The 20,457-nt window shown below is 62.9% G+C and carries 19 protein-coding genes; 5 read left to right on the top strand and 14 right to left on the bottom strand.

Annotated features, from left to right (window positions below):
- Nucleotides 1-38: 38 nt before the first annotated feature.
- From ABLV49_RS07465 to ABLV49_RS07440, 6 genes are read right to left on the bottom strand one after another with little or no spacing between them, the layout of a single operon-like run.
- Nucleotides 39-875 (bottom strand): carbohydrate ABC transporter permease, encoded by an 837-nt coding sequence (locus ABLV49_RS07465; RefSeq protein ID WP_349280988.1) that lies wholly within the window; start codon nt 873-875, stop codon nt 39-41.
- Nucleotides 872-1,750 (bottom strand): carbohydrate ABC transporter permease, encoded by an 879-nt coding sequence (locus ABLV49_RS07460; RefSeq protein ID WP_349280987.1) that lies wholly within the window; start codon nt 1,748-1,750, stop codon nt 872-874. Before ABLV49_RS07460 ends, ABLV49_RS07465 begins: the two co-directional genes overlap by 4 nt.
- 23 nt (nt 1,751-1,773) lie before the next feature.
- Nucleotides 1,774-3,159 (bottom strand): ABC transporter substrate-binding protein, encoded by a 1,386-nt coding sequence (locus ABLV49_RS07455; RefSeq protein ID WP_349280986.1) that lies wholly within the window; start codon nt 3,157-3,159, stop codon nt 1,774-1,776.
- 15 nt (nt 3,160-3,174) lie between these two features.
- Nucleotides 3,175-4,326: an ABC transporter ATP-binding protein gene (locus tag ABLV49_RS07450; RefSeq protein ID WP_349280985.1), complete on the bottom strand. Its 1,152-nt coding sequence runs from the start codon at nt 4,324-4,326 to the stop codon at nt 3,175-3,177.
- Nucleotides 4,327-4,380: 54 nt separating this feature from the next.
- A complete protein-coding gene (gene araD1 / locus ABLV49_RS07445) occupies nt 4,381-5,379 on the bottom strand; it encodes an AraD1 family protein (RefSeq protein ID WP_349280984.1) in 999 nt (332 codons plus the stop codon).
- Between the two features lie 39 nt (nt 5,380-5,418).
- Nucleotides 5,419-7,158 carry an IlvD/Edd family dehydratase gene (locus tag ABLV49_RS07440; protein WP_349280983.1) on the bottom strand — a complete coding sequence of 580 codons (1,740 nt, stop codon included), beginning with the start codon at nt 7,156-7,158 and terminating at the stop codon, nt 5,419-5,421.
- Nucleotides 7,159-7,342: 184 nt separating this feature from the next.
- On the opposite strand from ABLV49_RS07440, the gene ABLV49_RS07435 reads away from it, so the two are divergent.
- Nucleotides 7,343-8,305, top strand: coding sequence for a LysR family transcriptional regulator (locus ABLV49_RS07435; protein WP_349280982.1), 963 nt, complete (start codon nt 7,343-7,345; stop codon nt 8,303-8,305).
- Between the two features lie 133 nt (nt 8,306-8,438).
- Nucleotides 8,439-9,047 carry a peroxidase-related enzyme gene (locus tag ABLV49_RS07430; RefSeq protein ID WP_349280981.1) on the top strand — a complete coding sequence of 203 codons (609 nt, stop codon included), beginning with the start codon at nt 8,439-8,441 and terminating at the stop codon, nt 9,045-9,047.
- 91 nt (nt 9,048-9,138) lie between these two features.
- On the opposite strand, the gene ABLV49_RS07425 is transcribed toward ABLV49_RS07430, so the two are convergent.
- A complete protein-coding gene (locus ABLV49_RS07425) occupies nt 9,139-9,327 on the bottom strand; it encodes a hypothetical protein (protein ID WP_349280980.1) in 189 nt (62 codons plus the stop codon).
- 270 nt (nt 9,328-9,597) lie between these two features.
- Here ABLV49_RS07425 and ABLV49_RS07420 point away from each other — a divergent pair, with 270 nt between their 5' ends.
- Both ABLV49_RS07420 and ABLV49_RS07415 read left to right on the top strand, forming a co-directional pair.
- A complete protein-coding gene (locus ABLV49_RS07420) occupies nt 9,598-11,424 on the top strand; it encodes a sensor histidine kinase (protein ID WP_349280979.1) in 1,827 nt (608 codons plus the stop codon).
- Nucleotides 11,421-12,143 carry a response regulator transcription factor gene (locus tag ABLV49_RS07415; RefSeq protein WP_349280978.1) on the top strand — a complete coding sequence of 241 codons (723 nt, stop codon included), beginning with the start codon at nt 11,421-11,423 and terminating at the stop codon, nt 12,141-12,143. Before ABLV49_RS07420 ends, ABLV49_RS07415 begins: the two co-directional genes overlap by 4 nt.
- A 36-nt stretch (nt 12,144-12,179) precedes the next feature.
- On the opposite strand, the gene ABLV49_RS07410 is transcribed toward ABLV49_RS07415, so the two are convergent.
- The 7 genes from ABLV49_RS07410 to ABLV49_RS07380 form a co-directional block, all read right to left on the bottom strand.
- Nucleotides 12,180-13,412: a beta-ketoacyl-[acyl-carrier-protein] synthase family protein gene (locus ABLV49_RS07410; RefSeq protein ID WP_349280977.1), complete on the bottom strand. Its 1,233-nt coding sequence runs from the start codon at nt 13,410-13,412 to the stop codon at nt 12,180-12,182.
- On the bottom strand, nt 13,409-13,717 hold the full coding sequence (locus ABLV49_RS07405; RefSeq protein ID WP_349280976.1) for an acyl carrier protein: 309 nt from the start codon (nt 13,715-13,717) through the stop codon (nt 13,409-13,411). Before ABLV49_RS07405 ends, ABLV49_RS07410 begins: the two co-directional genes overlap by 4 nt.
- A complete protein-coding gene (locus ABLV49_RS07400; protein WP_349280975.1) occupies nt 13,714-15,045 on the bottom strand; it encodes an NAD(P)/FAD-dependent oxidoreductase in 1,332 nt (443 codons plus the stop codon). The genes ABLV49_RS07405 and ABLV49_RS07400 overlap by 4 nt, the downstream gene beginning before the upstream one ends.
- Nucleotides 15,042-15,803, bottom strand: coding sequence for a hypothetical protein (locus ABLV49_RS07395; RefSeq protein ID WP_349280974.1), 762 nt, complete (start codon nt 15,801-15,803; stop codon nt 15,042-15,044). Before ABLV49_RS07395 ends, ABLV49_RS07400 begins: the two co-directional genes overlap by 4 nt.
- Nucleotides 15,800-16,864 carry a type III polyketide synthase gene (locus ABLV49_RS07390; protein WP_349280973.1) on the bottom strand — a complete coding sequence of 355 codons (1,065 nt, stop codon included), beginning with the start codon at nt 16,862-16,864 and terminating at the stop codon, nt 15,800-15,802. The genes ABLV49_RS07395 and ABLV49_RS07390 overlap by 4 nt, the downstream gene beginning before the upstream one ends.
- 204 nt (nt 16,865-17,068) lie before the next feature.
- Nucleotides 17,069-17,491 (bottom strand): acyl-CoA thioesterase, encoded by a 423-nt coding sequence (locus ABLV49_RS07385; protein ID WP_349280972.1) that lies wholly within the window; start codon nt 17,489-17,491, stop codon nt 17,069-17,071.
- Between the two features lie 31 nt (nt 17,492-17,522).
- Nucleotides 17,523-18,425 carry a DMT family transporter gene (locus tag ABLV49_RS07380; protein WP_349280971.1) on the bottom strand — a complete coding sequence of 301 codons (903 nt, stop codon included), beginning with the start codon at nt 18,423-18,425 and terminating at the stop codon, nt 17,523-17,525.
- Nucleotides 18,426-18,658: 233 nt separating this feature from the next.
- On the opposite strand from ABLV49_RS07380, the gene ABLV49_RS07375 reads away from it, so the two are divergent.
- The gene (locus ABLV49_RS07375) at nt 18,659-20,344 is read left to right on the top strand and encodes an electron transfer flavoprotein-ubiquinone oxidoreductase (protein WP_349280970.1); all 1,686 of its coding nucleotides are present in this window, start codon (nt 18,659-18,661) and stop codon (nt 20,342-20,344) included.
- The last annotated feature ends 113 nt before the right edge of the window (nt 20,345-20,457 follow it).

Here is a 20,457-nt window from a genome sequence, read left to right as displayed (position 1 = left end):
CGCCGAACTGGCGGCCGGGGGTTATCGGGGTGACCGGCTCAGCTCTTGACCGCGCCGTCGGTCAGCCCCGACACCATGTATTTGCGAAAGCTGTAATAAATCGCCGCCGGCGGCAGCGCATAGACGATGCCGGTGGCCATCAGGAGATTCCAGGGCGCATCGTCGAGCGAGGTGAACATGCCCAGCCCGACCGCCAGCGTGACCTTGGTTTCGGCCGACAGCAGCAAAAAGGCGAACAGGTACTCGTTCCAGGCCAGCAGCAGCGCGTAGGTGCCCACGGCCACCATCGACGGCGCCACCAGCGGCAGGTAAACCAGGCGAAAGACCTGCCAGGTGGTCGCGCCGTCAATCTGCGCCGCCTCGTCAAGCTCGAACGGCAGCTTGTCGGAGGCCTGCTTCATGACCCAGATCGCATAGGGCGAAGCCAGCGCAATCATCGACAGGACCAGCGACAGCCGGTTGTCAAGCAGGCCATAGGTGCCCATGGTCTTGTACATCGGGATCGCCAGGAAGGCCGCCGGGATCAGGTAGGTGAACAGCGCCAGGTTCATCACGAAGCGGCCGCCGCGCACCTGCAGCCGGCTGATGGCGAACGAGGCCGTTGTCGCCACCAGCAGCGTGGCCAGCGCCACCGACACCGCCACCACGAAGCTGTTGAAGATCTGGAGCCAGAAGTGCCCCAGGTAGTAATGCCCCTGGGTGAACACCGTCTTGAAGTTGGCCAGCGTCGGCTGCTGCGGCCACAGCTCGCCGGCAAAGGCGGTTTCCTGCGGCGTGATGGCCATCACCAGGAGGTGATAGACCGGGAACACGGCCCAGATGAAGATCGGGATGCCGATCAGGATCAGGCGCGCCTCTTGCAGATACTTTCTCATCGCTTTTGCTCCCCGCTCAGGTATTTCATCATGAAGAACATCAGGGGCAGCATCAGCGGCAGCGCGACGATGACCGAGGCGATGGACAGGTCGATCCGGTCCATGCGCAGGTAGCGCACGCCCAGCGTGGCCAGCACCTGGGTACTGTCGGCCGGGCCGCCGCCGGTCAGCAGGTACACACTGTTGAAGTCGCCCAGCGACCAGATCATCGACAGCGCGGTCAGCGACAGGTAAAGCGTGCGGATGCTCGGGAAGGTGATGTAGCGGAACTTCTGCCAGGGGGTGGCGCCATCGACATCGGCCGCCTCATAGAGTTCGGCGCCGATGGCCATGCGCCCGGACAGCAGCACCAGGGTCCAGAACGGCAGCGACTTCCAGATGTGCACCACGATGGCACTGCCGAAGGCGAGCCAGCGCTCCGTGAGCCAGTTCGGCCCCATGATGTTGAACCACTTGAACAGCAGCGCATTGATGATGCCCCACTCCGGGTTCAGCATCCAGCGGAACGACAGGATGGTCGAAATCGACGGAATCGCCCAGGCCAGGATGAAAATCGAACTCAGCCAGCGTATCCAGCGCTGCTTGTTCAGGAAAAATCCCGACAGATAGAGCGCAATCACCATCTTGATGTTGACGCCGATCACGACAAAGATCAGCGTGTTGTACACCGTCTTGACGAAGACCGGATCAGTGATCAGGTCGCGGTAGGTAGCCAGGTGCAGGCCGAGGCTGAAGCCGTACACGACCGGGTACAGGACCAGCCCGAGGAACACCAGCAGGAACGGCACCAGATAAACATAACCTGAAACCGCTTCCCACGAGAAGCGGCTTGGCACAGGCAGCGCCGGCGCGGCAATCGGAAGGGTTGCGCTCATGACGAAAAACCTTGTGACGCGGATCAGTTGGCGAAGATCGTCTTGATGCGGGCGACCATTTCGTCGGTGGCCTGGGCCGGCGAGATGTTGTCCTTGGCGATGCGCGCCATGGCCTGGGCCCAGACATTTTCCGCATTCACGGTGGTGAACTTCCAGTTGTAGGTGAACTGATACGGAATGGTGCCTTCGGTGAACATCTTGTGGGCCGCCGAGCGATGCGGGTCGCTGGGGTCGGTCCAGAAGGGACGCTCGGCGCCCGACTTGGTGACCGGGTAGTAGCGGCCCAGTGCGCCTTCAAGGTAGGGCGTGAGGTTCATGTCCTGCATCAGGAAGGCCATGAATTTCTTGCCGCCTTCCTTGTTCTTGGCATCGGCAAAAATCACTGCCGTCTTGACCGCCGTGGCGCTCGGCAGGGGCGTGCCGTCGGGCTTGTTCGGCAGGCGCGCGGTCACCAGCGTTTCATGGTATTTCTTGCGCGCAATTTCCTTTTGCTCGGGCGTGGCCGTTGCGCTGTTCATGGCGTCGTAGTACGAGCCGGGAATCGACAGGGTCGAGTTGGGCGTCATCACCGTGGTGCGGTTGTGCAGGTTGACATTGTTGTCAACCGCCGTCCAGTTGATCGAACTCGGCGGCGTGCAGCCCTTCTGGTAAACCGAGACATAGTCGGCCAGGGCCAACTCCAGGTTCTTGCGGTTTTTCGGATCGTCCAGCAGCAGCTTGCCGTTCTCGTCCACCAGCTTGACGTTGTAGGCATTGATGTAGCTCATGAACTCATAGTAGGTGTCGTTGGCCTGCACGCTGGTGGGCTGTCCGATGCCGTAAACCCGTTGGCCTTTGGCGCGCAGTGCGGGCTGCACCTTGTCGCACCAGAAGCCCCAGTAGCCTTTCCAGTCCTTCGGAATGTCGGCATCGCGGTAGCCGGCGTCCTTGAGCATGTCGCGCCAGTAAAAGGTGTGTACGATTTCCTGCGCGATGGGCGCGGCGTAGTAGGCCTTCTTTTTGGCTTTGTCGTTGTACAGGTAGGTGGTTTCCACCGTGTTGGGCAGGAACTTGTCCTTGAGCGGAATCATGACGTCGGACACGTCTTCGAGCTTGCCGTCGTAGGCCCATTTTCCGGTGGTGGCGAAATTGAAGCTGGTGCCGTAGGCGAAGTCCGGGGGCGTGCCGGCCGATACCGCGCCGACTGTTTTCGTCACCACGTCTTCGGTCGAGAACAGGCTCAGCTCGACCTTGATGCCGCTCTTCTTGTAAAAACGGTCGGCCACGGCCAGCAGCGCTTCATCTTCGGCCCGGTAAAAGCCTTTGGTCATCCAGACTGAAATGCTTTCCTCGGCCTGTGCCGCCTGGCTGGCGAGCGTCATGGAGGCCAATGCCAGCGTGCCCAGCAGGGCGTGGGGTAGTTTTTTCATGGTTTTTGTCTCCTGTTATGAATATGAATAAAGCTGCTCGACCTGTGACCGGCTGGCACTTGCATTGCCAGCGGCGCCCGCTCGCATCGCGCTGGCAGGCAGGGCCCGGCCGCTGGCTGCATCAAACAGATGGGCCTTGCTCAGATCGGGCTCCAGATAAATGGCCTCGCCGGGCGTGAAATCGTGCCGCTCGCGAAACACGGAAACCAGTTCCATGTCGCCGAGTTTGCTGACCACCTGGATGTCCGCACCCGTCGGCTCGACCACCACCACCTTGCTGGCGATGCCCTGGCCCTGGCGGGTCAGGCTGAAATGCTCGGGACGCACCCCGAGCAGAACTTTTTGCCCGGCGACAAAGGCATCATCGGGTTGCAGCGACACCAGATGGCCGCCGGCGATCTCGACGCCGCACCTGCCGCCTTCGGCCCGAAGCACGCCGTCAATGAAATTCATGGCCGGTGAGCCGATGAAGCCGGCAACAAACACATTGGCGGGGTTGTCATAAAGGTCCAGCGGCTTGCCAACCTGTTCGACCCGCCCGTCCCGCATCACCACGATCTTGTCGGCCAATGTCATCGCTTCGATCTGGTCATGGGTGACATAGATCGAGGTTGTCTTGAGCCGCTGGTGCAACTCCTTGAGTTCGGCGCGCATCTGCACCCGCAGCTTGGCGTCGAGATTGGAAAGCGGTTCGTCGAACAAAAAGACCTGGGGATTGCGCACGATGGCGCGGCCCATCGCCACCCGCTGCCGCTGCCCGCCCGACAGCTGGCGCGGGTAGCGTTCGAGCAGCGCGGTCAGGTTGAGAATACCGGCCGCGTGATCGACCTGCTCGCGGATTTTTTGCGTGTCGGTTTTCGCCAGCGTCAGGCTGAAGGCCATGTTGGCGTACACCGTCATGTGCGGATACAGCGCATAACTCTGGAACACCATCGCAATGTCGCGCTCCTTGGGCGCCAGATCGTTGACCACCCGGCCGCCAATCGAGATATCTCCGGAGGTGATGCCTTCGAGGCCTGCAATCATGCGCAGCAGCGTGGATTTGCCGCATCCGCTGGGACCGACCAGGACTGTGAACTCGCCGTCAGCAATATCGATGCTCACGCCGTGAAGAATTTCAACGCTGTCATACCGCTTGACGACGTTCTTTGCATTTACTGCGGCCATTCGCTTGTGTCTCCTGTGCTTATTGATGGGTCTTGCGGGGCTGGCGCACTGGAACTAGAGCGCCTTGATCACCGGCTTGGGCCGGGACACGACCTCCAGCCGGTTGCTCAGCGGCGGGCCGAACAGCGGAGCTTCGATTTCGAAGGTCTCGCCGGGCTCGACCCGTATCCCATCGGCACAACTGAGCGTGCCCGTGCCCAGAAAATGGACATGCACATCGCCTGGCTGGCAGAACAGCGGGTATTTGAAGTGGTGGTATTCCAGGTTCGCGATGCTGTGGGACATGTTGTCCTCGCCGCTGAGAAACGGCTTTTCCCACCGCACCTCGCCTTGCCGGTCCCGGATGCGCGATTGACCCGCCACATGGCCGGGCAGTTCGCCGACCAGCAGCGCCGGGCCAACACTGCAGGCACGCAGCTTGGAATGCGCGAGGAACAGGTAGTTTTGCCGCTCGGTCACATGGTCCGAAAACTCGTTGCCGATGGCAAACCCCAAGCGGCAGGGAGAGCCATCCGGACCGACCACATACAGTGCAGCCACTTCCGGCTCTTCGCCTCCGTCCAGCGCAAAGTCCGGCATCGGCATGGGCTGGCCGCTGGCATGGGCAATGGAGCCATTGCCTTTGTAGAACCATTCGGGCTGCACCCCGGTTTCACCCGCAGCGGGTTTGCCGCCGTCCAGGCCCATGCGAAACATCTTCATGCTGTCGGTCAGCGTTTCAGCGCCGCCTTCGAGCTTCTTGTGCATCTGGTCGCGTGTGTCGGCGCTGCCCAGATGCGTCAGCCCGGTGCCGGTGACGTAGCAGTGCGCCACATCCGGATGGTCCAGCGGCGTCAGCAAGCGCCCTTCCGACGCCAGGGCGTCATAGCCGACAACGGCATCGCCCAGCGCTTGCGTGGCAAGGGTTTGCAGTGAGCACTGCATGGCCATGGCGGCGTTCGCCATTTGATAGGTCGTGCCGTAGCCTTCGACCATCCGAAGCGTCTTGCCGTCGGCCTGAAGCGCGCCGACCCGGCGCTCGCCCTGGATGTCCTTGAACTGTATTAACAACATTTGTCTCTTCCTTTTTTCAGGCTTGCAGTGGAATTCGAGTTAATGGGAATGACGCGGAACCTCTGCGCCCCGGCAGCCGAGCAGAAAGTCGAAGTCGCAGCCCTGGTCGGCCTGCAGGACATGGTCGATGTACAGTTCCCGGTAGCCGCCCGTGCGCTCTGGCGGCTTCCTGGCTTGCAGGTTTTCAAACCTGGCCGCCATTTCAGCCTCATCAATCTCGAGATGCAGGCGCCCTCCCGCGCAATCGAGTTCAATCCAGTCGCCATCGCGCACAATGGCCAGCGGTCCGCCGGCTGCGGCTTCGGGCGCCACATGCAGCACCACGGTGCCGTAGGCGGTGCCGCTCATGCGGGCATCCGAAATGCGCACCATGTCGGTCACGCCTTGCGCCAGCAGCTTGGGTGGCAAGCCCATGTTGCCGACCTCCGCCATGCCGGGGTAGCCTTTCGGGCCGCAGTTTTTCATCAGCAGCACCGAGTTCGCGTCAACCTCAAGGTCCGGATCGTTGATGCGCGACTTGTAATGGTCAAAGTCCTCGAACACCACCGCCTGGCCACGGTGCTGCATCAGGTGCGGCGAGGCCGCCGACGGTTTCAGGACCGCACCGCGCGGCGCCAGGTTGCCGCGCAGGATGCAGATGGCGCCATCCTCGATCAGCGGCTTGGCCAGCGGACGAATCACCTCGTCGTTGTAGATCGGTGCTTCGCGCACGTTTTCCCAGAGTGACTTTCCGTTGACGGTCAGCGCGTCCGGATGCCGCAGCAGATCGGCTTCGCCCATGCGGCGCAGCACGGCAGGCAGGCCGCCGGCGTAGTACAGGTCTTCCATCAAAAAGCGGCCCGAGGGCATCAGGTCCACGATGGTCGGCGTGCCGCGGCCGATGCTCGTCCAGTCCTCCAGTTCCAGCGGAATGCCCAGCCGTCCGGCAATCGCCTTCAAATGGATCACCGCATTGGTCGATCCGCCAATGGCGGCATTGACCCGGATGGCGTTCTCGAAGGCTTCCCGCGTCAGGATTTTCGACAGGCGAAGGTCTTCCAGGGCCATTTCGACGATGCGCATGCCGGACATATGGGCCAGTACATAGCGCCGCGCGTCAACCGCCGGAATGGCGGCGTTATGCGGCAACGAGGTGCCCAGCGCCTCGGCCATGCAAGCCATGGTGGAGGCAGTTCCCATGGTGTTGCAGGTGCCGGCCGAGCGCGACATGCCGGCTTCGGCGGACATGAATTCATGCATGCTGATGTGCCCGGCCTTGACCGCTTCATGCAGCTGCCAGACGACCGTTCCCGAGCCAATATCCTTGCCTTGGTGCTTGCCGTTGAGCATCGGCCCGCCACTGACCACGATGGCGGGAATGTCGCAACTGGCCGCGCCCATCAGCAAGGCCGGGGTGGTTTTGTCGCAGCCGGCCAGCAGCACCACGGCGTCAATCGGATTGCCCCGGATGGACTCTTCCACATCAATGCTGGCCAGGTTGCGGGTGAACATGGCCGTCGGTCGCAAATTGGACTCGCCATTGGAAAACACCGGGAACTCGACCGGAAAGCCGCCGGCTTCGAACACACCACGCCTGACATGCTCGGCGATTTTCCGGAAATGGGCATTGCACGGGGTCAGTTCCGACCAGGTGTTGCAGATGCCAATGATCGGCTTGCCCTGGAACTCATGGTCCGGGATGCCCTGGTTCTTCATCCAGCTGCGGTACATGAAGCCGTTCTTGTCTGCCGAGCCAAACCATTCTTGGGATCGCAGCGGACGTTTTGGGGTAGGAGACATTGATCTTTCTTTCTCAGGTTGTAGGGCAGCAGGGCTTCGGAAGACTCACCTTGTGGCCGACGTTTTGGCCGCTTGATACGCTGATCGTAGGCATCGAACCGATACAGCACAAATAGAGAATTTCTCATTATTGATACCTGTTTTGCTATCATTCGCCATTTCGTACCTACCCAAAAAAACGATCATGGCCAACCACGATTCCAACTGGCTGATCCGCACGCGGCTGAAGACGCGGCAACTCCTGCTGCTGCTGGCGCTGGATGAAAACCGCAACCTGCACCGTGCGTCCGAGTCGATGAACATGACGCAGCCGGCGGCCTCAAAACTGCTCAAGGATCTGGAGGATGCGCTGGGGGTTTGCCTGTTCGAGCGCTTGCCGCGCGGCGTGCAGCCGACCAGCTACGGTGAAACCATGATTCGCCATGCACGGATGGCGATCACCAGCCTGACGCAGGCCCATGACGACATTTCAGCGTTGAAGTCCGGCCTGTCGGGACAGGTCGATGTGGGTGTGATCATGACGCCGGCCATGATGCTGATGCCTTCGGCGATTGCCCAGGTCAAAAGCGCCTCACCCTTGCTGCGCATCGGGGTTCAGCTTGAGAACAGCAACGTGCTGCTCGAAAGGCTGAAGAACGGCATGCTGGATTTTTTAATCGCCCGCATCCTGGAGCAGGAAGACAAGGCCAAGCTGCACTACGAGGAACTGGTCGGCGAGCCTGTCTGCGCAGTCGCCCGGGTCGGCCATCCCCTGCAAAGCGCGGCACAACTCGGTCTGCGGGATCTGGCCCCTTTAAGCTGGATACTGTCGCCGCAAGGCAGCATTCTTCGCCACCGCTTTGACATGATGTTTCGCCGCGAGGGCCTTGAGCCGCCCACCAACGTGGTGGACACCACGGCGCTGCTGGTGATCACGAGCCTGTTGCAGCAGACCGATTACCTGCACGTCATGCCGCAGGATGTGGCGCGCGAATACCAGCGCTTCGGGCAGTTAAAAATCCTGCCTGTCATTTTGCCGTGCGAGATGGACGCTTTTGGCATCATCACGCGGCGTCATCAGCTGCCCTCCCCGGGAGCAACGATTTTGCTGCAAGCGATCCGCCAGACCGCAGTCCAGGTGTACGGAAAGGGCGAATGCCTGCCTTGAAGCACTGACCTTACGACCTTACGCAGTCGTGCAGCATCGTTGAATATCGGTATGCGATACGCTCTTTTCATGCCCGGGCGGGAACGTATCATGGGAAAAACCGTTTTTCACACCACCCAGAAAGAGACCCGCCATGCCATCTCGCTACCCCGCCCCCGATATCAACGACCTGCCCGACGACATCAAGGCCAAGGTGCTCGAAGTGCAGGAAAAAGCCGGCTTCGTGCCCAACGTCTTTCTGGCGCTGGCGCGCCGGCCGGCCGAATGGCGCGCCTTCTTCGCCTACCACGATGCCATCATGCTCAAGGAGGAAAGCGGCAACCCCAACGGCTCGCTGACCAAGGGCGAGCGCGAAATGATCGTGACCGCCACCAGCGCGACCAACCAATGCCTGTACTGCGTGGTGGCGCACGGCGCGCTGCTGCGGATTTATGAAAAGAAGCCGCTGCTGGCCGACCAGGTGGCGGTGAACTACCGCAAGGCCGACATCACGCCGCGCCAGCGCGCCATGCTCGACTTTGCGATGAAGGTCTGCCTGCAGTCGGGCGCGATTGAAGACGCCGACTTTGAAGCGCTGCATGCGCATGGTTTTGACGACGAGGACGCCTGGGACATCGCGGCGATCACCGCGTTTTTTGGCCTGTCCAACCGCATGGCGAGTTTCAGCAGCATGCAGCCGAATCCGGAGTTCTACCTGATGGGGCGCGTGCCCAAGGCAGGCAAACCCGCCAGCGCGACCTGATTGCTCTATATTTGATAGCAATAAGCGCCCGCTGGTATTGCGGAAAATGCTTTTTTCACAAAGAACCAGCCGGTTCAGCGATGAAAAGCCTTCACGGCCTCGGTGCGCTGTGGCTGGTGACGGACTGCTTCCAGTCACAAAATTCACAGCGATAGCGCTTCACCGGTTTGAACAAACTTATGACGCGGTCAATCAATCTTCTCTTGACGCGAGGCGCCAGTTCGCCGCAGCGTGGGCAGACAATTTTCCCGTTGGCGGTTTTTATAAGAAGAGTGGCCATTTCAATATTCCAATATTTGCGCGTGAGCCTGAAATCCAGTTGCCTGTGCAGCGATGGCGGCGCAGAACATCACCGGCTGATTGACAAACCTGCTTGATCCACATCACATCACATTTAACCTAGCATGTATGAAAAATGTGACAGATGTGACAAACATGATGATAAAGAGTCAACAGAGAGAAACCTTGCATTAGCTTGCTTTTCCCGCAGGGCAAGGGCGCAGTCGCCCGCATCCGACGCACGGCGCAGGCGTCACGCTAACATCCCGCCATGACAGCACGATGGCGACTATGGTTTCTGGTGAGTCTGGGTTTGCTGCTCGGCCTGGCGTCCCTGCATGCTGGAGCCCAGGAACTGCGCATGGAGCGCGCCATTTTTGAAGACCCAAGCGGCGACATGACGTTAGCGCAGGTGCGGCAGGCCGGGTTTTCCAGCGCCGGCAAGGTCGTCAGCCTGGGCTACACCCGCGCTGCCCTGTGGATGAAACTGACGGTTGATGCGCCGAAGAACGATGCCCGCATGCTGGTGCTGCGGGTCGTTCCCGCATCCCTGGACGAGGTGATGCTGTTTTCGCCCGGCGCGGCGGATACCGGCCAGCGGCTGCGCGAGCGCTCGACCCCGATTCAGTCAACGCCTGGCAAAAGCAGTTATTACCTGCGGGTCAAAACGTCGGGCGCATTGCTGGTGTCAGCGAGCCTTGTGACCATGGCGCAGGCGCAGCAGCAGAACATCAACCAGGCCATGGTGCTGGGCGCGGTGCTGGCCTGTTGCCTTCCCGTCATCATCGGAATGCTGATTCTGATCGGGATGTACCGCGAACTCCTGCATGTTTTATTTCTGCTCAATTTCTGCATCTCTGTTGCCATTTTCTTTGGCTGGTTTGACTATCTTGGCGCATTTTTTGGACCGTACAACTGGATCGCCAGCAGCGCGGTAGTCCACTTTTTAGGCATCGCCAACACGTTTACGGCATTCCTGTTTTTTCGGGCGCTGTTTGGCCGCTTTGGCCTGCCGCAGTGGGGAAGGCTGATGTTCGCCGTGTTTTTCGCACTCAATGCATTGCTTTTTTTATTGTTTTTCCTGCTTGACCGGCAAGTTGTCCTGATCTTGAGTTCGCTGTTGGGCATCTTCGCCAGCACCTTCTGCATGCTGTTGGCGGTCGGTGTTTTCAACTGGAAAAAACCTGTCACCTGGTTTATTGCCGCGCTTATTTTTATCGCCATGGCACTGTTGCTGCGGTTTTTGTTGACGGCGCAGGGAATCGTGGCACCCGATGCTTCAATCCTGGATCTGCTGGCTTACAGAATCTTTTTTCTCGCGGCATTCTTTATCTCTATTTTCATTCTGCTGGATCGCGAAAAGAAGAGCCTTGTCCAGACGTCGATCCTGAACGAGACCGTGGCGCGGCGGCTCGCCGAATCCGAGAAAAATCGCCGTGAGCTTCAGGAGCGCTTCATGACGATGCTGATGCATGAGCTTAAAACCCCGCTCGCCATCATCCAGCTGGCGGCCACGTCGCTGGGCCGGCATGTGGCCCCCGACAGTGGCGACGCGACGCGCGTCATGAACATCAACCGCTCCGTGGACGACCTCAACACCCTGATTGAACGCTGCGCCCAGGCCGATCAAATCGACCAGGGCGCGGCCACCATCGACAAGAAACTGTTCTCATTGAAGGCGCTGACCGATGATTTGCTGCACACCGTCGGCGCTGGCCGGATCAGGCTGGTGATGCCGCAGGCGGTCGAAATACGGTCCGATTACCACGATGTCCGGCTGATTTTGCTGAACCTGTTGAGCAATGCCCTCAAATACTCACCCCCGGACAGCCTGGTGGAACTGAACATCCAGACTACCCGGGTCAGGGATGCGGCAGGCGTGCGCTTCAGTGTCTTGAATGGGGTAGGCGCGGCCGGCCGTCCAGACCCGGCGCAAGTGTTTGTGCGCTACTACCGGGCGGAGGCTGCACGGAGCCAGGTTGGCGCGGGCCTTGGCTTGTGGCTGGCCCAGGCGGTGGCCAGGCAAATCGGATCCGAAGTGCATTTTCAGCCAGCGCAAATGCAGGTTATTTTTAGTTTTTGTTTGGAGTTGGCATGAACACGGTGTTCCTTGAAATTCCTTCGGTCATCGTGGTGGAAGACAACGTGACGCTGCGCTGCGAACTGGTGCTCTTTTTATCCGAAGAGGGACTGGATGTGCGCGGTGTCGGCACGGGCGAGGAACTGAACCAAGCGCTTCAGGCACGGCACGCCGACATCCTGATTCTTGATCTCAACCTGCCCGCCGAAGACGGCATCAGCATCACCCGGCGCATCCGCAACGCATTGCCCACGGTCGGCATCATTATTCTCTCGGCCCGGGTGCGCAGCACGGACCGGCTCGAAGGCTACGCCACCGGCGCGGACGTGTACCTGACCAAACCCACGCGGCCCGAGGAACTGGTGGCGGTGGTCAGGAATCTTTTTGGCCGGCTTGGCTTGGCGACGGCCCCGGCGCAATGGCAGCTTGACATGAGCGGGCTCACCCTGGTTTCTCCGCAGGGTGCCCAGATCAGTCTGACCGGCAGCGAAGCACTGCTGCTCAAGGCCATGGCGCTCAATGGCCAGTTCATGGAACACGCCGCGCTTGAAGCGCAGTTCGGCGATCAGATGCAGCCTGAAAAAATCAACAAGGCCAGGGTGGAGGTGCTGATCAGCCGCTTGCGCGTCAAGCTGAGTCCGCATGTGGGCACGGGGTTTGACATCAAGGCCTTGCGCGGGCGGGGCTATCAGCTCGGATTTTTGCTGGTGGTCAAAAACTTCCATGCCAGCCGTTGAATGGATTGCGCCGGACTGGCTTGAATCAAGCCGGGTTCAGGGCGCGGCCCTGAATGCCAGCACCGCGTTCGTTCCGCCGAAGGCAAACGAGCTGGAAAGCATGGTGCGAACCGGCACGCCTTCGCGGGCGGCATTGGCCACATAGTCCAGGTCGCACTGCGGATCGGCTTGCTGCAAATGCATGGTCGGCAGCGCCACCGAATGCTGCATGGCCATGAACGACAGCACGCATTCCAGCGCCGAAGTCGCGCCCAGCAGGTGGCCGTGCAGCGCCTTGGTCGCGCTGATCGGAATGCGGGCCGCGCGGCTGCCAAACACGGCCTTGATGGCGGCGGTCTCGATGCCGTCATTGGCCGGGGTGCCGGTGCCGTGGGCGTTGATGGCATCGACCTCGGCGGCATCGATGCCGGCGGACTGCAGCGCGGCGCGCATCGCGGCCGCCTGGCCTTCAACGCTGGGCCGGGTGATGTGCCCGGCGTCGGTGAACAGGCCGTAGCCGATGAGTTCGCCGTGGATGGCCGCGCCGCGCGCCAGCGCACGCTCCCAGGGTTCGAGCACCAGCATCGCCGCGCCCTCCCCGAGCACCATGCCGCTGCGGTTGCCGGCGAAGGGTTTGCACGAGGCCGACGGGTCCGCCGCGTCCAGGGTGGCAACGGTGCGCAGCGCCTCCCAGGCCTTCAGCGAACCGAAGGCCAGCGGCGCTTCGGTGCCTCCAGCCAGCGCCATGTCGAGGTCGCCGTGGGCCAGCCGCAGCCAGGCCTCGCCAATGGCCACGGCCGACGACGAGCAGGCGGTTGAATAGCTCATGTTCGGCCCGGTGAAACCGTGCTCGATGGCTATCCAGGCAGCCGGCGCGTTGTGCATGCCCATCAGGACCATGAAGGGCTTGATGCGGTCGGAATTTTCGCCATACAGCGTCTGGTAACCCTCGTCGATGCTGTTGATGCCGCCCATGCCGGTGCCGACAAACACCCCGGCGCGGCGGCGCTCCGGGTCCGCCAGTCCGGGCAGCGCATCGGCCAGCGCCCGGCGGGCGGCGACCAGCGCGAACTGGCTGACGCGGTCCAGCATGCGCAGTTTGGGCGGGTCGAAGTGATCGGCGCCGTTGAAGTTCACTGTCGCCGCAATCGGCGCGGCCAGCCGGTGCGCGAACGGAACATCGAGCCGGTGGACCGCCGAGCGGCCGGCGCGCGCGGCGTCAAAGGCTTGCTGCGCGCTGTGGCCCAGCGGCGACACCACACCCATTCCGGTGACGGCGACGCGCCTCACGGCAGCGGCGTCGCTGGCGATGGAGCAGCTTCAAGCAGCCCAGCCTCCGGTGGCGCGCCATTCGCGTCGTCCCGGATCGCCAGCAGGCCGTCGATGAAGCGAGCCACGTCGCCAATCGTCAGCAGTTGCACCGGCTCGGGCGGCAGGTTGATGCCGAATTCGTCTTCCACATTGAACAGCAGGTCGGCAATGCCGAGGGAGTCAATGCCCAGCGATTCGAGCGGCGTCCCAGGCATGAGCTGGTCGGCCTGCAGCTTGTAGTCCCTGGCCAGAATGGCGCAAAGCCGGTCGAACGTGGTGGTCATGGCATCTCCTGGGGTGGCCTGTTGTTGATATGCACGGCGTCGAAATGGACAGGCGGGCTGGCGGCGCAAGCGGCCCATTTTGCACCTGCGCCCGACGCCAGCCAGGCCACCGTGCCGGGAGGAATCGCGCAGCTGACCTTGCCGCCCCAGCGCGCACCCAGCGTCAGCAGCGCGGGCCAGCGGGCCAGCAGCAAAAGCGCCAGCGATGCCACGGCCGGCCGCATCGCCAGGTGGGCAAAAGCAGCCGCCAGGCGAAGGCGCGGCGCGAAATGGCGGCGCCATTCGGCGGCGTAAGCGCGGTGAACGCCGCGCTGCCAGGCTTCATTCGACAGGCTGCGGCGCGGCTCGGCGGGACGCAGCAGCTGCGCGCACAGCAGCCAGGCCGACTGCATCGCCATGCTCATGCCTTCGCCGATGATCGGGTGCGCCTCGCCGGCCGCATTGCCGATGCGAAACAGCGTGTCGCCGGGCACCAGGCGAATGCCCGGATCAATCGGCCCGGTGGCCAGCCATGCGCCTTCGCGCCGCGCATGGCCCAGCGCGAAGGCCACGCCCCGGCATTCGCGCTTCAGGAAGATTTCGACCGCTTCACCGGCGCTCAGGCCGGGCGATGCGCGCCGGCAGGCTTCGAGCCGGTCCGCGCGGATGCAGCCGGCCAGCGTGAGCAGGCCCTGGTCCGCCAGCACCATGCCGCCGTAGCCGCCGCTGAACGACAGCACCGGCAGCAGTCCGGGGAGCAGCGTGGCGCCGCGAAAGTTGGCCTTGAAGGCAAACAGGTCGCTGGCGCGGCGGGCAAGGCGCCGGTCTTCACGGCTGGATGGCAAAGGCTCCCACGAGCCATGCGCGGCAATCAGGACCGGCGCCTGCAGCGTGGCGGCCTGGCGGGTGGCGATGGAGCGGATGTCGCAGCGGTGATCGCCCGCCGCGCCGCCGAGTGCCTGCACCGACCACGGCTGCAGCACCACGGCGCCGCTGGCCCTGGCCTGCTCCAGCAGCAGGGTGTCGAGCGTTTCGCGGCCCAGCGCCCGGCCCCAGGCGTGGCGAACATGCGCGGCTGCGGGCAGGTCGGCAATGAAGGTGCGCTGGCCCTGCATCAGCGCGACCTGGCGCAACTCCGGCCCGGCGCTGGCGATGAATTCGGCGCCGATGCCCAGCGCATCGAGCAGCGGCAGGTTGCTGGCCGCCAGGCACTCGCCGCAGACCTTGCGGCGCGGAAAGCGCTGTTTCTCCACCAGCGCCACCGACCAGCCGGCGCGCGCCAGCAGGATGGCGGCGGTCGAGCCGGCCGGCCCGGCGCCGATGATGATGGCGTCAAAAACGGTTTTCATGATGGCGCGGCTGCGGCTTCAAGGTCGCTTCGTTGGGCGCAAAAACAGTGGCTGAACAGGCTGGCCGGGTATTCGTCCAGCGTCCAGCCGGGTCGATTCCCCGGCCACAGCGCGCTGATTTCACTGTCCCGAAAACCGGCATGAACGCTCAGCACGGCGTCTTCGCGCGTCACCGCATTGGCCCCCAGCGCCCCGATCAGGTGGCTGCCCGCCAGCGCCAGCCGCGCACGGCGCGGTTCGCAGGCAAAGACGCTTTCGGTGCGTGACTCAATCGCCGCCAGCAATGCCGCCAGTTGAGGCCCCTCGAAATGGTGCAGGAAGAGATTGGCGACGATGACATCCCAATACGCAACATGGCCGGACCGTTCAGACTCGCGGCTTGACGCCCAGTCGAACACATCCATGACCTGCGGCGTGGCCCGCCAGCCCAGGCGGGCATAGCCGGCAATGGTCGGGCGGCTCACCAGGTTTTGCCGGTCCAGCAGCGTGATCTCGACCGCCGGCCATTTCCCCTGGAGCGCGCGCGCAACGCCCAGCATCAGGCTGCCATCGCCGGCGCCGAGTTCCAGGATGCGAAGCGGCGTCTCGGCGGAACGCGAAACGGCCAGCGCCCTGAAATCCCGAAGTGCCCGCAGCATGATGCCGCGCGTGCCCATGACCCGATGGACGCGCTGCAGGTCGCGGCGTGAACGCATCGCCGCCGGGTCGTCTTCGGCCAGGCCATCGAGCGTTTCGGCGGCAACGACGCGGGGCATCATGCGGGCTGCACCTCCAGCAAGGCGCCATGGCAGCTGAAGCCGGCGCCAAAAGACGACAGCCACCACCAGCCGCCCGGCGCCTCGTCTTGCAGCGCGGCCTGCAGCACGAAATAGACAAACGCGCTCGACAGGTTGCCGTATTCGCGCAGCATGGCGGCGCTGTAGCGCAGGTCGTTCGGCTGCAGTTCGAGCCGGCGCTGCAGTGCGATCAGCACGTCGCGCCCGCCGGCATGCATGATCCAGGCGCTGATGTCGGCGCTGCGCAGGCCGGCGCGCTGGAGCACCGTGGCCAGCACCTGCTGCGCATAATCGGCCGCCAGCGCCGGCACTTCCCGCGTCAGGATGTTGCGCAGCATGCCGGCACGCTGCTCGAACTTGAGGGCGTCGCGCCGGGCCGGCGCCATCAGCGACGTGCTGTCCTTCCACGCGATGCGCCGGCCCGCCCTGCCCGGCTCGCGCGACAGCACCGCAGCGCCGGCGCCATCGCCGAACAGGCAGGCGCTGATCAGCACGCCCGGGTCGTTGTCCAGGTACATCGCGGCGCTGCTGACCTCGACGCAGACCGACAGCACCTTTTTGCACGCACCCGACTTCAGCAGCGCATTGCCCAGCTGCAGGTTTGGCAGCGCTGCGGCGCAGCCCTGGCCGACGAGGTCGAAGGCCTGGACATCGGCCAGCAGGCCGACACGCTCGGCGACATAACCCGACAGGCCCGGACACAGGTAGCCGGTGCAGGTGCTGACGACCACGGCGTCGATGTCGTGCGCGGTGAGCCCGGCGCCGGCCAAGGCGCGTTCGGCCGCTTCAGAGGCCAGCGCGGGGGCGTTGTGCAGAAAGCGCTTGGCAAGGGTGTCGGGGTCGATGCAGAACACATCGGCCAGCGAGTCGAGCGCAAGGCGGCGCGCCTCGATGCCGTTGTCGCGCTGCAGAACGGTTCGCGCGACCAGGTGGGCGCGGGCGTCAAGCCGCCCGAACCAATCGGACTTCTGGAACGCCTCCAGGCATTCGGTCTTGGTGTAGCGCGGGGCGGGCGTGGCGGTTCCGATTCCGAGGAAAAACATGGGTCAGCGTGCCTTGTTGCGGGACAGGCTTGCAGAATACGACGTTGCGCAACCCAACGGGGCAGCCATGGGGTGTTTCGCGCGGTAGGACTGTGCCGCGAATTGATGGGCGCCTGCGCTTCAGTCCAGAAATCAATTCACTATATTTTTAGTAGCACTCCATGCTCGATTCTATTGCGCAAAAGGCCTATTTGACCTGTATTTTCAGCCTTCAACCTGCTCGCGCATCCAGTCCGGCAGGGTCTTGGCCTTTTGCGCCGGAAAGTCCACCCAGATGGTGGTCGCGCCGCCGGCTGCGCAAATCACGCCCGGCTGGTCCACGCGCTCCAGGGTGGCCCAGCTTTCAAAGGTGGTGCGGCCCGGGTCGCTGACATACATTTTGATCAGCACATCGCCCGGGTATTCAAGCTGCTTGTAGAAGTTGCAAAAGGCATTGACGATCACCGGGCCTTCGCCCTGCGGGTCGGGCTGGCAGCCAATCGCGTACATCCAGTCGATGCGGATGGTTTCCATGTAGCGAAAGTAGCTGGTGTTGTTCAGGTGGCCCATCGCGTCCATGTCGCCCCAGCGGATGGGAATGCGCATTTCGTGAACCAGTTTTTTCTTCTCGGGAATTTCAATTTTCATGATTCAGCATTGGGTGAATTGCGTGAAAGGCTCAGCGGTGCGCCCTGATGGAAGCCAGGATACCCAGCGTGAAAAGCACGCAGGCACAGAGTTGGGCCAGCGTGGGCCAGTGGCCGTCCCAGGCAAAAGAATACAGCAAGGCAAACAGGGTTTCACTCACGATAAGCTGGCCGCACAGGCTGGCGCTGAGCCGCTGGCTGGCCAGGTTCCACAAAATGGTCGCCAGCCAGGTCGAGCCAAAACCGGCCAGCACGCACAGCAGCACAAAGCGCATCGAGTCGTCACGCGCAGCCAGCATCTGCAGATCAGAGCCAGCAGCCAGCCACATCAGCAGCGCGCCCAGGCCGGTGGCCACGCCCAGCCAGTTGGCCCAGTCGGTGGCGTTGACTTCAGGATGGCGCTTGAGCCAGGCCGAGTTAAGGATTGCAAACGCCGTCCAGCTCACCAGTGACACCACCGCAAAACCAATGCCGCGCCAGAAATTCAGGCCGGCGCCGGCAGTCGCGCCGTGCGTGGAGCCCATCATCAGCAGCAAGCCCGCCAGCGTCAGCGCCAGCCCCGGCAACAGCGCGGACCAGCGCAGGCCATGCGGCTTGCCCAGCAGCATGATCCACAGCGGAATCGTGCCGATGAGCAGCGAAGGCATTTCAGTGCCCGCATCGCGGATAGCCAGCACCAGGAGCAGGTAGTAGCCGCTAAAGCCGAGCACGCTCATGCCCAGCGCAGCCGCCGCCTGGCGCATCGTGGGCCAGCGCCGGCGGCCCAGGCCAAGCAGCATGACCCCCGCCGCGACCAGCCCATACACCGCAAATCGCCCGGCGGTCAGGTCCACCGAAGAATAGCCACCCTGCCCCATCGCGAGCATGCGCGGCGCCACGAACACCAGGCCCCACAGCGCGCCCGCCCCCAAGCCTGCCAGGATGCCGGTCAGCATGCGCCGGTGATCGCCGACATGTGTGATGCGCCCGGCTTGCCGGCTTCCTGCGCGGCAGGACAAGCGCCTGTCACCCGTGCGACACAGCCCGAAAAATTCATACCAAAAGTCAATAAAGATTCCCCGATGCAAGCAATCCGTAAGCGAACGGTCGTCTGGTTCCTGTATTCACAACATAAAATTGCAGGGAGACACCCAACCTTTCCTGAAATCATTATCAACGAGTGCCCCCGATGAATAACCAAGAAATCCTGGCCCAATTCGGCCCCCGAGAAGCGATGGAGTACGACGTGGTCGTGGTCGGCGGCGGCCCGGGCGGGCTGTCGGCGGCCATTCGCCTCAAGCAGCTGGCCAGCGAGCAAGGCACGGAGCTGTCCGTCGTCGTGCTCGAAAAAGGCTCCGAGCCGGGCGCGCACATCCTCTCGGGCGCGGTCATGGACCCCAGGGCCTTGAGCGAGCTGATCCCCGACTGGAAGGCACTCGGCGCGCCCTTGACGCAGCCCGTGACTGGCGACGAGGTCTTGTTCCTGAGCGAAACCGGCGCCACCCGGACCCCTGATTTCCTCGTGCCCGACTGCTTTCACAACGAAGGCAACTACGTCATCAGCCTGGGCAACGTGACGCGCTGGCTGGCTGGTCAAGCCGAAAGCCTGGGCGTTGAAATCTTCCCCGGCTTTGCCGCCGCCGAGGTACTGTACAACGAGGATGGATCGGTCAAGGGCGTGGCGACCGGCAATCTGGGCATCGGCAAGGACGGCGAGCCGACCGGCAACTTCCAGCTCGGCATGGAGCTGCACGGCAAGTACACCGTGTTCGCCGAAGGCGCTCGCGGCCACCTGGGCCGCCAGCTGATCAGCCGCTTCAAGCTCGATGCGGGCAAGGATCCGCAGGCCTACGCGCTGGGCGTGAAGGAACTCTGGGAGATCGATCCCGCGAAACACCAGCCCGGGCTGGTGGTGCACACCGCCGGCTGGCCGATGGACAGCGCTACCTACGGCGGCGGCTTTCTGTACCACCTGGAGGGCAACCAGGTCACGCTGGGCTTTGTCACCGGGCTGGACTACAGCAACCCCTACCTGAGCCCGTTCGAGGAGATGCAGCGCTGGAAGACGCATCCGGCGATCAAAAAATACCTTGAAGGCGGCAAGCGCATCGGCTACGGCGCGCGCGCGATCACGGCCGGCGGCGCACTGAGCCTGCCCAAGACGGTGTTTCCCGGCGGCGCGCTGATCGGCTGCGAGGCCGGCTACCTGAACGCCAGCCGCATCAAGGGCAGCCACGCGGCGATCAAGACCGGCATGCTGGCGGCCGAAGCGGCGTATGCCGCCGTGACCGCCGGGCGCCAGCACGACGAGCTGAGCGCCTACCCCGAGGCTTACGAAAAAAGCTGGCTGGCGGCAGAACTCAACCAGGCGCGCAACTTCAAGGCCTGGTTCAAGAAGGGCGTGTACGTGGGCTCCTTGATGACCGGCATCGAGCAATGGCTGCTGCCCAAAATCGGCATCAAGAGTCCGCCGTGGACAATCCACCGCGACAAGCCCGACCACGCGATGCTCAAGCCGGCATCCGAGTGCCAGCCTATCCTTTATCCCAAGCCCGACAACAAGATCACGTTTGACCGCCTGACCTCGGTGTTCATCAGCAACACCAACCACGAGGAACACCAGCCCGCGCACCTGACCCTGAAGGACGCGGGCGTTCCGGTCGCCATCAACCTGGCCAAGTTCGCCGGCCCCGAGAGCCGCTACTGCCCGGCCGGGGTGTACGAGTTCGTGAAGAACCCCGACAACTCCGACCGGCTGCAGATCAACGCCCAGAACTGCGTGCATTGCAAGACCTGCGACATCAAGGATCCGACGCAGAACATCGTCTGGGTCACCCCCGAGGGCGGCGGCGGGCCCAACTACAGCGGCATGTAACGCCCGTTTCAGCCGCGCTGCAGGCGTATTGAAGCCACCGGCACGGATACTGCATTAACAGTCATCCACCTGAAAACCCTGGAATTTCCAGGGTTTTCTATTCTTGCCAACTG

The sequence above is a fragment of the Polaromonas hydrogenivorans genome (assembly GCF_040105105.1).
GTDB lineage: Bacteria > Pseudomonadota > Gammaproteobacteria > Burkholderiales > Burkholderiaceae_C > Polaromonas > Polaromonas hydrogenivorans.
The sequence above is the reverse complement of the archived record's forward strand: the minus strand, read 5'-3'. Positions and strand labels throughout refer to the sequence as shown.

Coding starts and splice junctions, on each gene's coding strand:
- ABLV49_RS07465 (WP_349280988.1), bottom strand. CDS start 875: ATGAGAAAGTATCTGCAAGAGGCGCGCCTGATCCTGATCGGCATCCCG.
- ABLV49_RS07460 (WP_349280987.1), bottom strand. CDS start 1,750: ATGAGCGCAACCCTTCCGATTGCCGCGCCGGCGCTGCCTGTGCCAAGC.
- ABLV49_RS07455 (WP_349280986.1), bottom strand. CDS start 3,159: ATGAAAAAACTACCCCACGCCCTGCTGGGCACGCTGGCATTGGCCTCC.
- ABLV49_RS07450 (WP_349280985.1), bottom strand. CDS start 4,326: ATGGCCGCAGTAAATGCAAAGAACGTCGTCAAGCGGTATGACAGCGTT.
- araD1 (WP_349280984.1), bottom strand. CDS start 5,379: ATGTTGTTAATACAGTTCAAGGACATCCAGGGCGAGCGCCGGGTCGGC.
- ABLV49_RS07440 (WP_349280983.1), bottom strand. CDS start 7,158: ATGTCTCCTACCCCAAAACGTCCGCTGCGATCCCAAGAATGGTTTGGC.
- ABLV49_RS07435 (WP_349280982.1), top strand. CDS start 7,343: ATGGCCAACCACGATTCCAACTGGCTGATCCGCACGCGGCTGAAGACG.
- ABLV49_RS07430 (WP_349280981.1), top strand. CDS start 8,439: ATGCCATCTCGCTACCCCGCCCCCGATATCAACGACCTGCCCGACGAC.
- ABLV49_RS07425 (WP_349280980.1), bottom strand. CDS start 9,327: ATGGCCACTCTTCTTATAAAAACCGCCAACGGGAAAATTGTCTGCCCA.
- ABLV49_RS07420 (WP_349280979.1), top strand. CDS start 9,598: ATGACAGCACGATGGCGACTATGGTTTCTGGTGAGTCTGGGTTTGCTG.
- ABLV49_RS07415 (WP_349280978.1), top strand. CDS start 11,421: ATGAACACGGTGTTCCTTGAAATTCCTTCGGTCATCGTGGTGGAAGAC.
- ABLV49_RS07405 (WP_349280976.1), bottom strand. CDS start 13,717: ATGACCACCACGTTCGACCGGCTTTGCGCCATTCTGGCCAGGGACTAC.
- ABLV49_RS07400 (WP_349280975.1), bottom strand. CDS start 15,045: ATGAAAACCGTTTTTGACGCCATCATCATCGGCGCCGGGCCGGCCGGC.
- ABLV49_RS07395 (WP_349280974.1), bottom strand. CDS start 15,803: ATGATGCCCCGCGTCGTTGCCGCCGAAACGCTCGATGGCCTGGCCGAA.
- ABLV49_RS07390 (WP_349280973.1), bottom strand. CDS start 16,864: ATGTTTTTCCTCGGAATCGGAACCGCCACGCCCGCCCCGCGCTACACC.
- ABLV49_RS07385 (WP_349280972.1), bottom strand. CDS start 17,491: ATGAAAATTGAAATTCCCGAGAAGAAAAAACTGGTTCACGAAATGCGC.
- ABLV49_RS07380 (WP_349280971.1), bottom strand. CDS start 18,425: ATGCTGACCGGCATCCTGGCAGGCTTGGGGGCGGGCGCGCTGTGGGGC.
- ABLV49_RS07375 (WP_349280970.1), top strand. CDS start 18,659: ATGAATAACCAAGAAATCCTGGCCCAATTCGGCCCCCGAGAAGCGATG.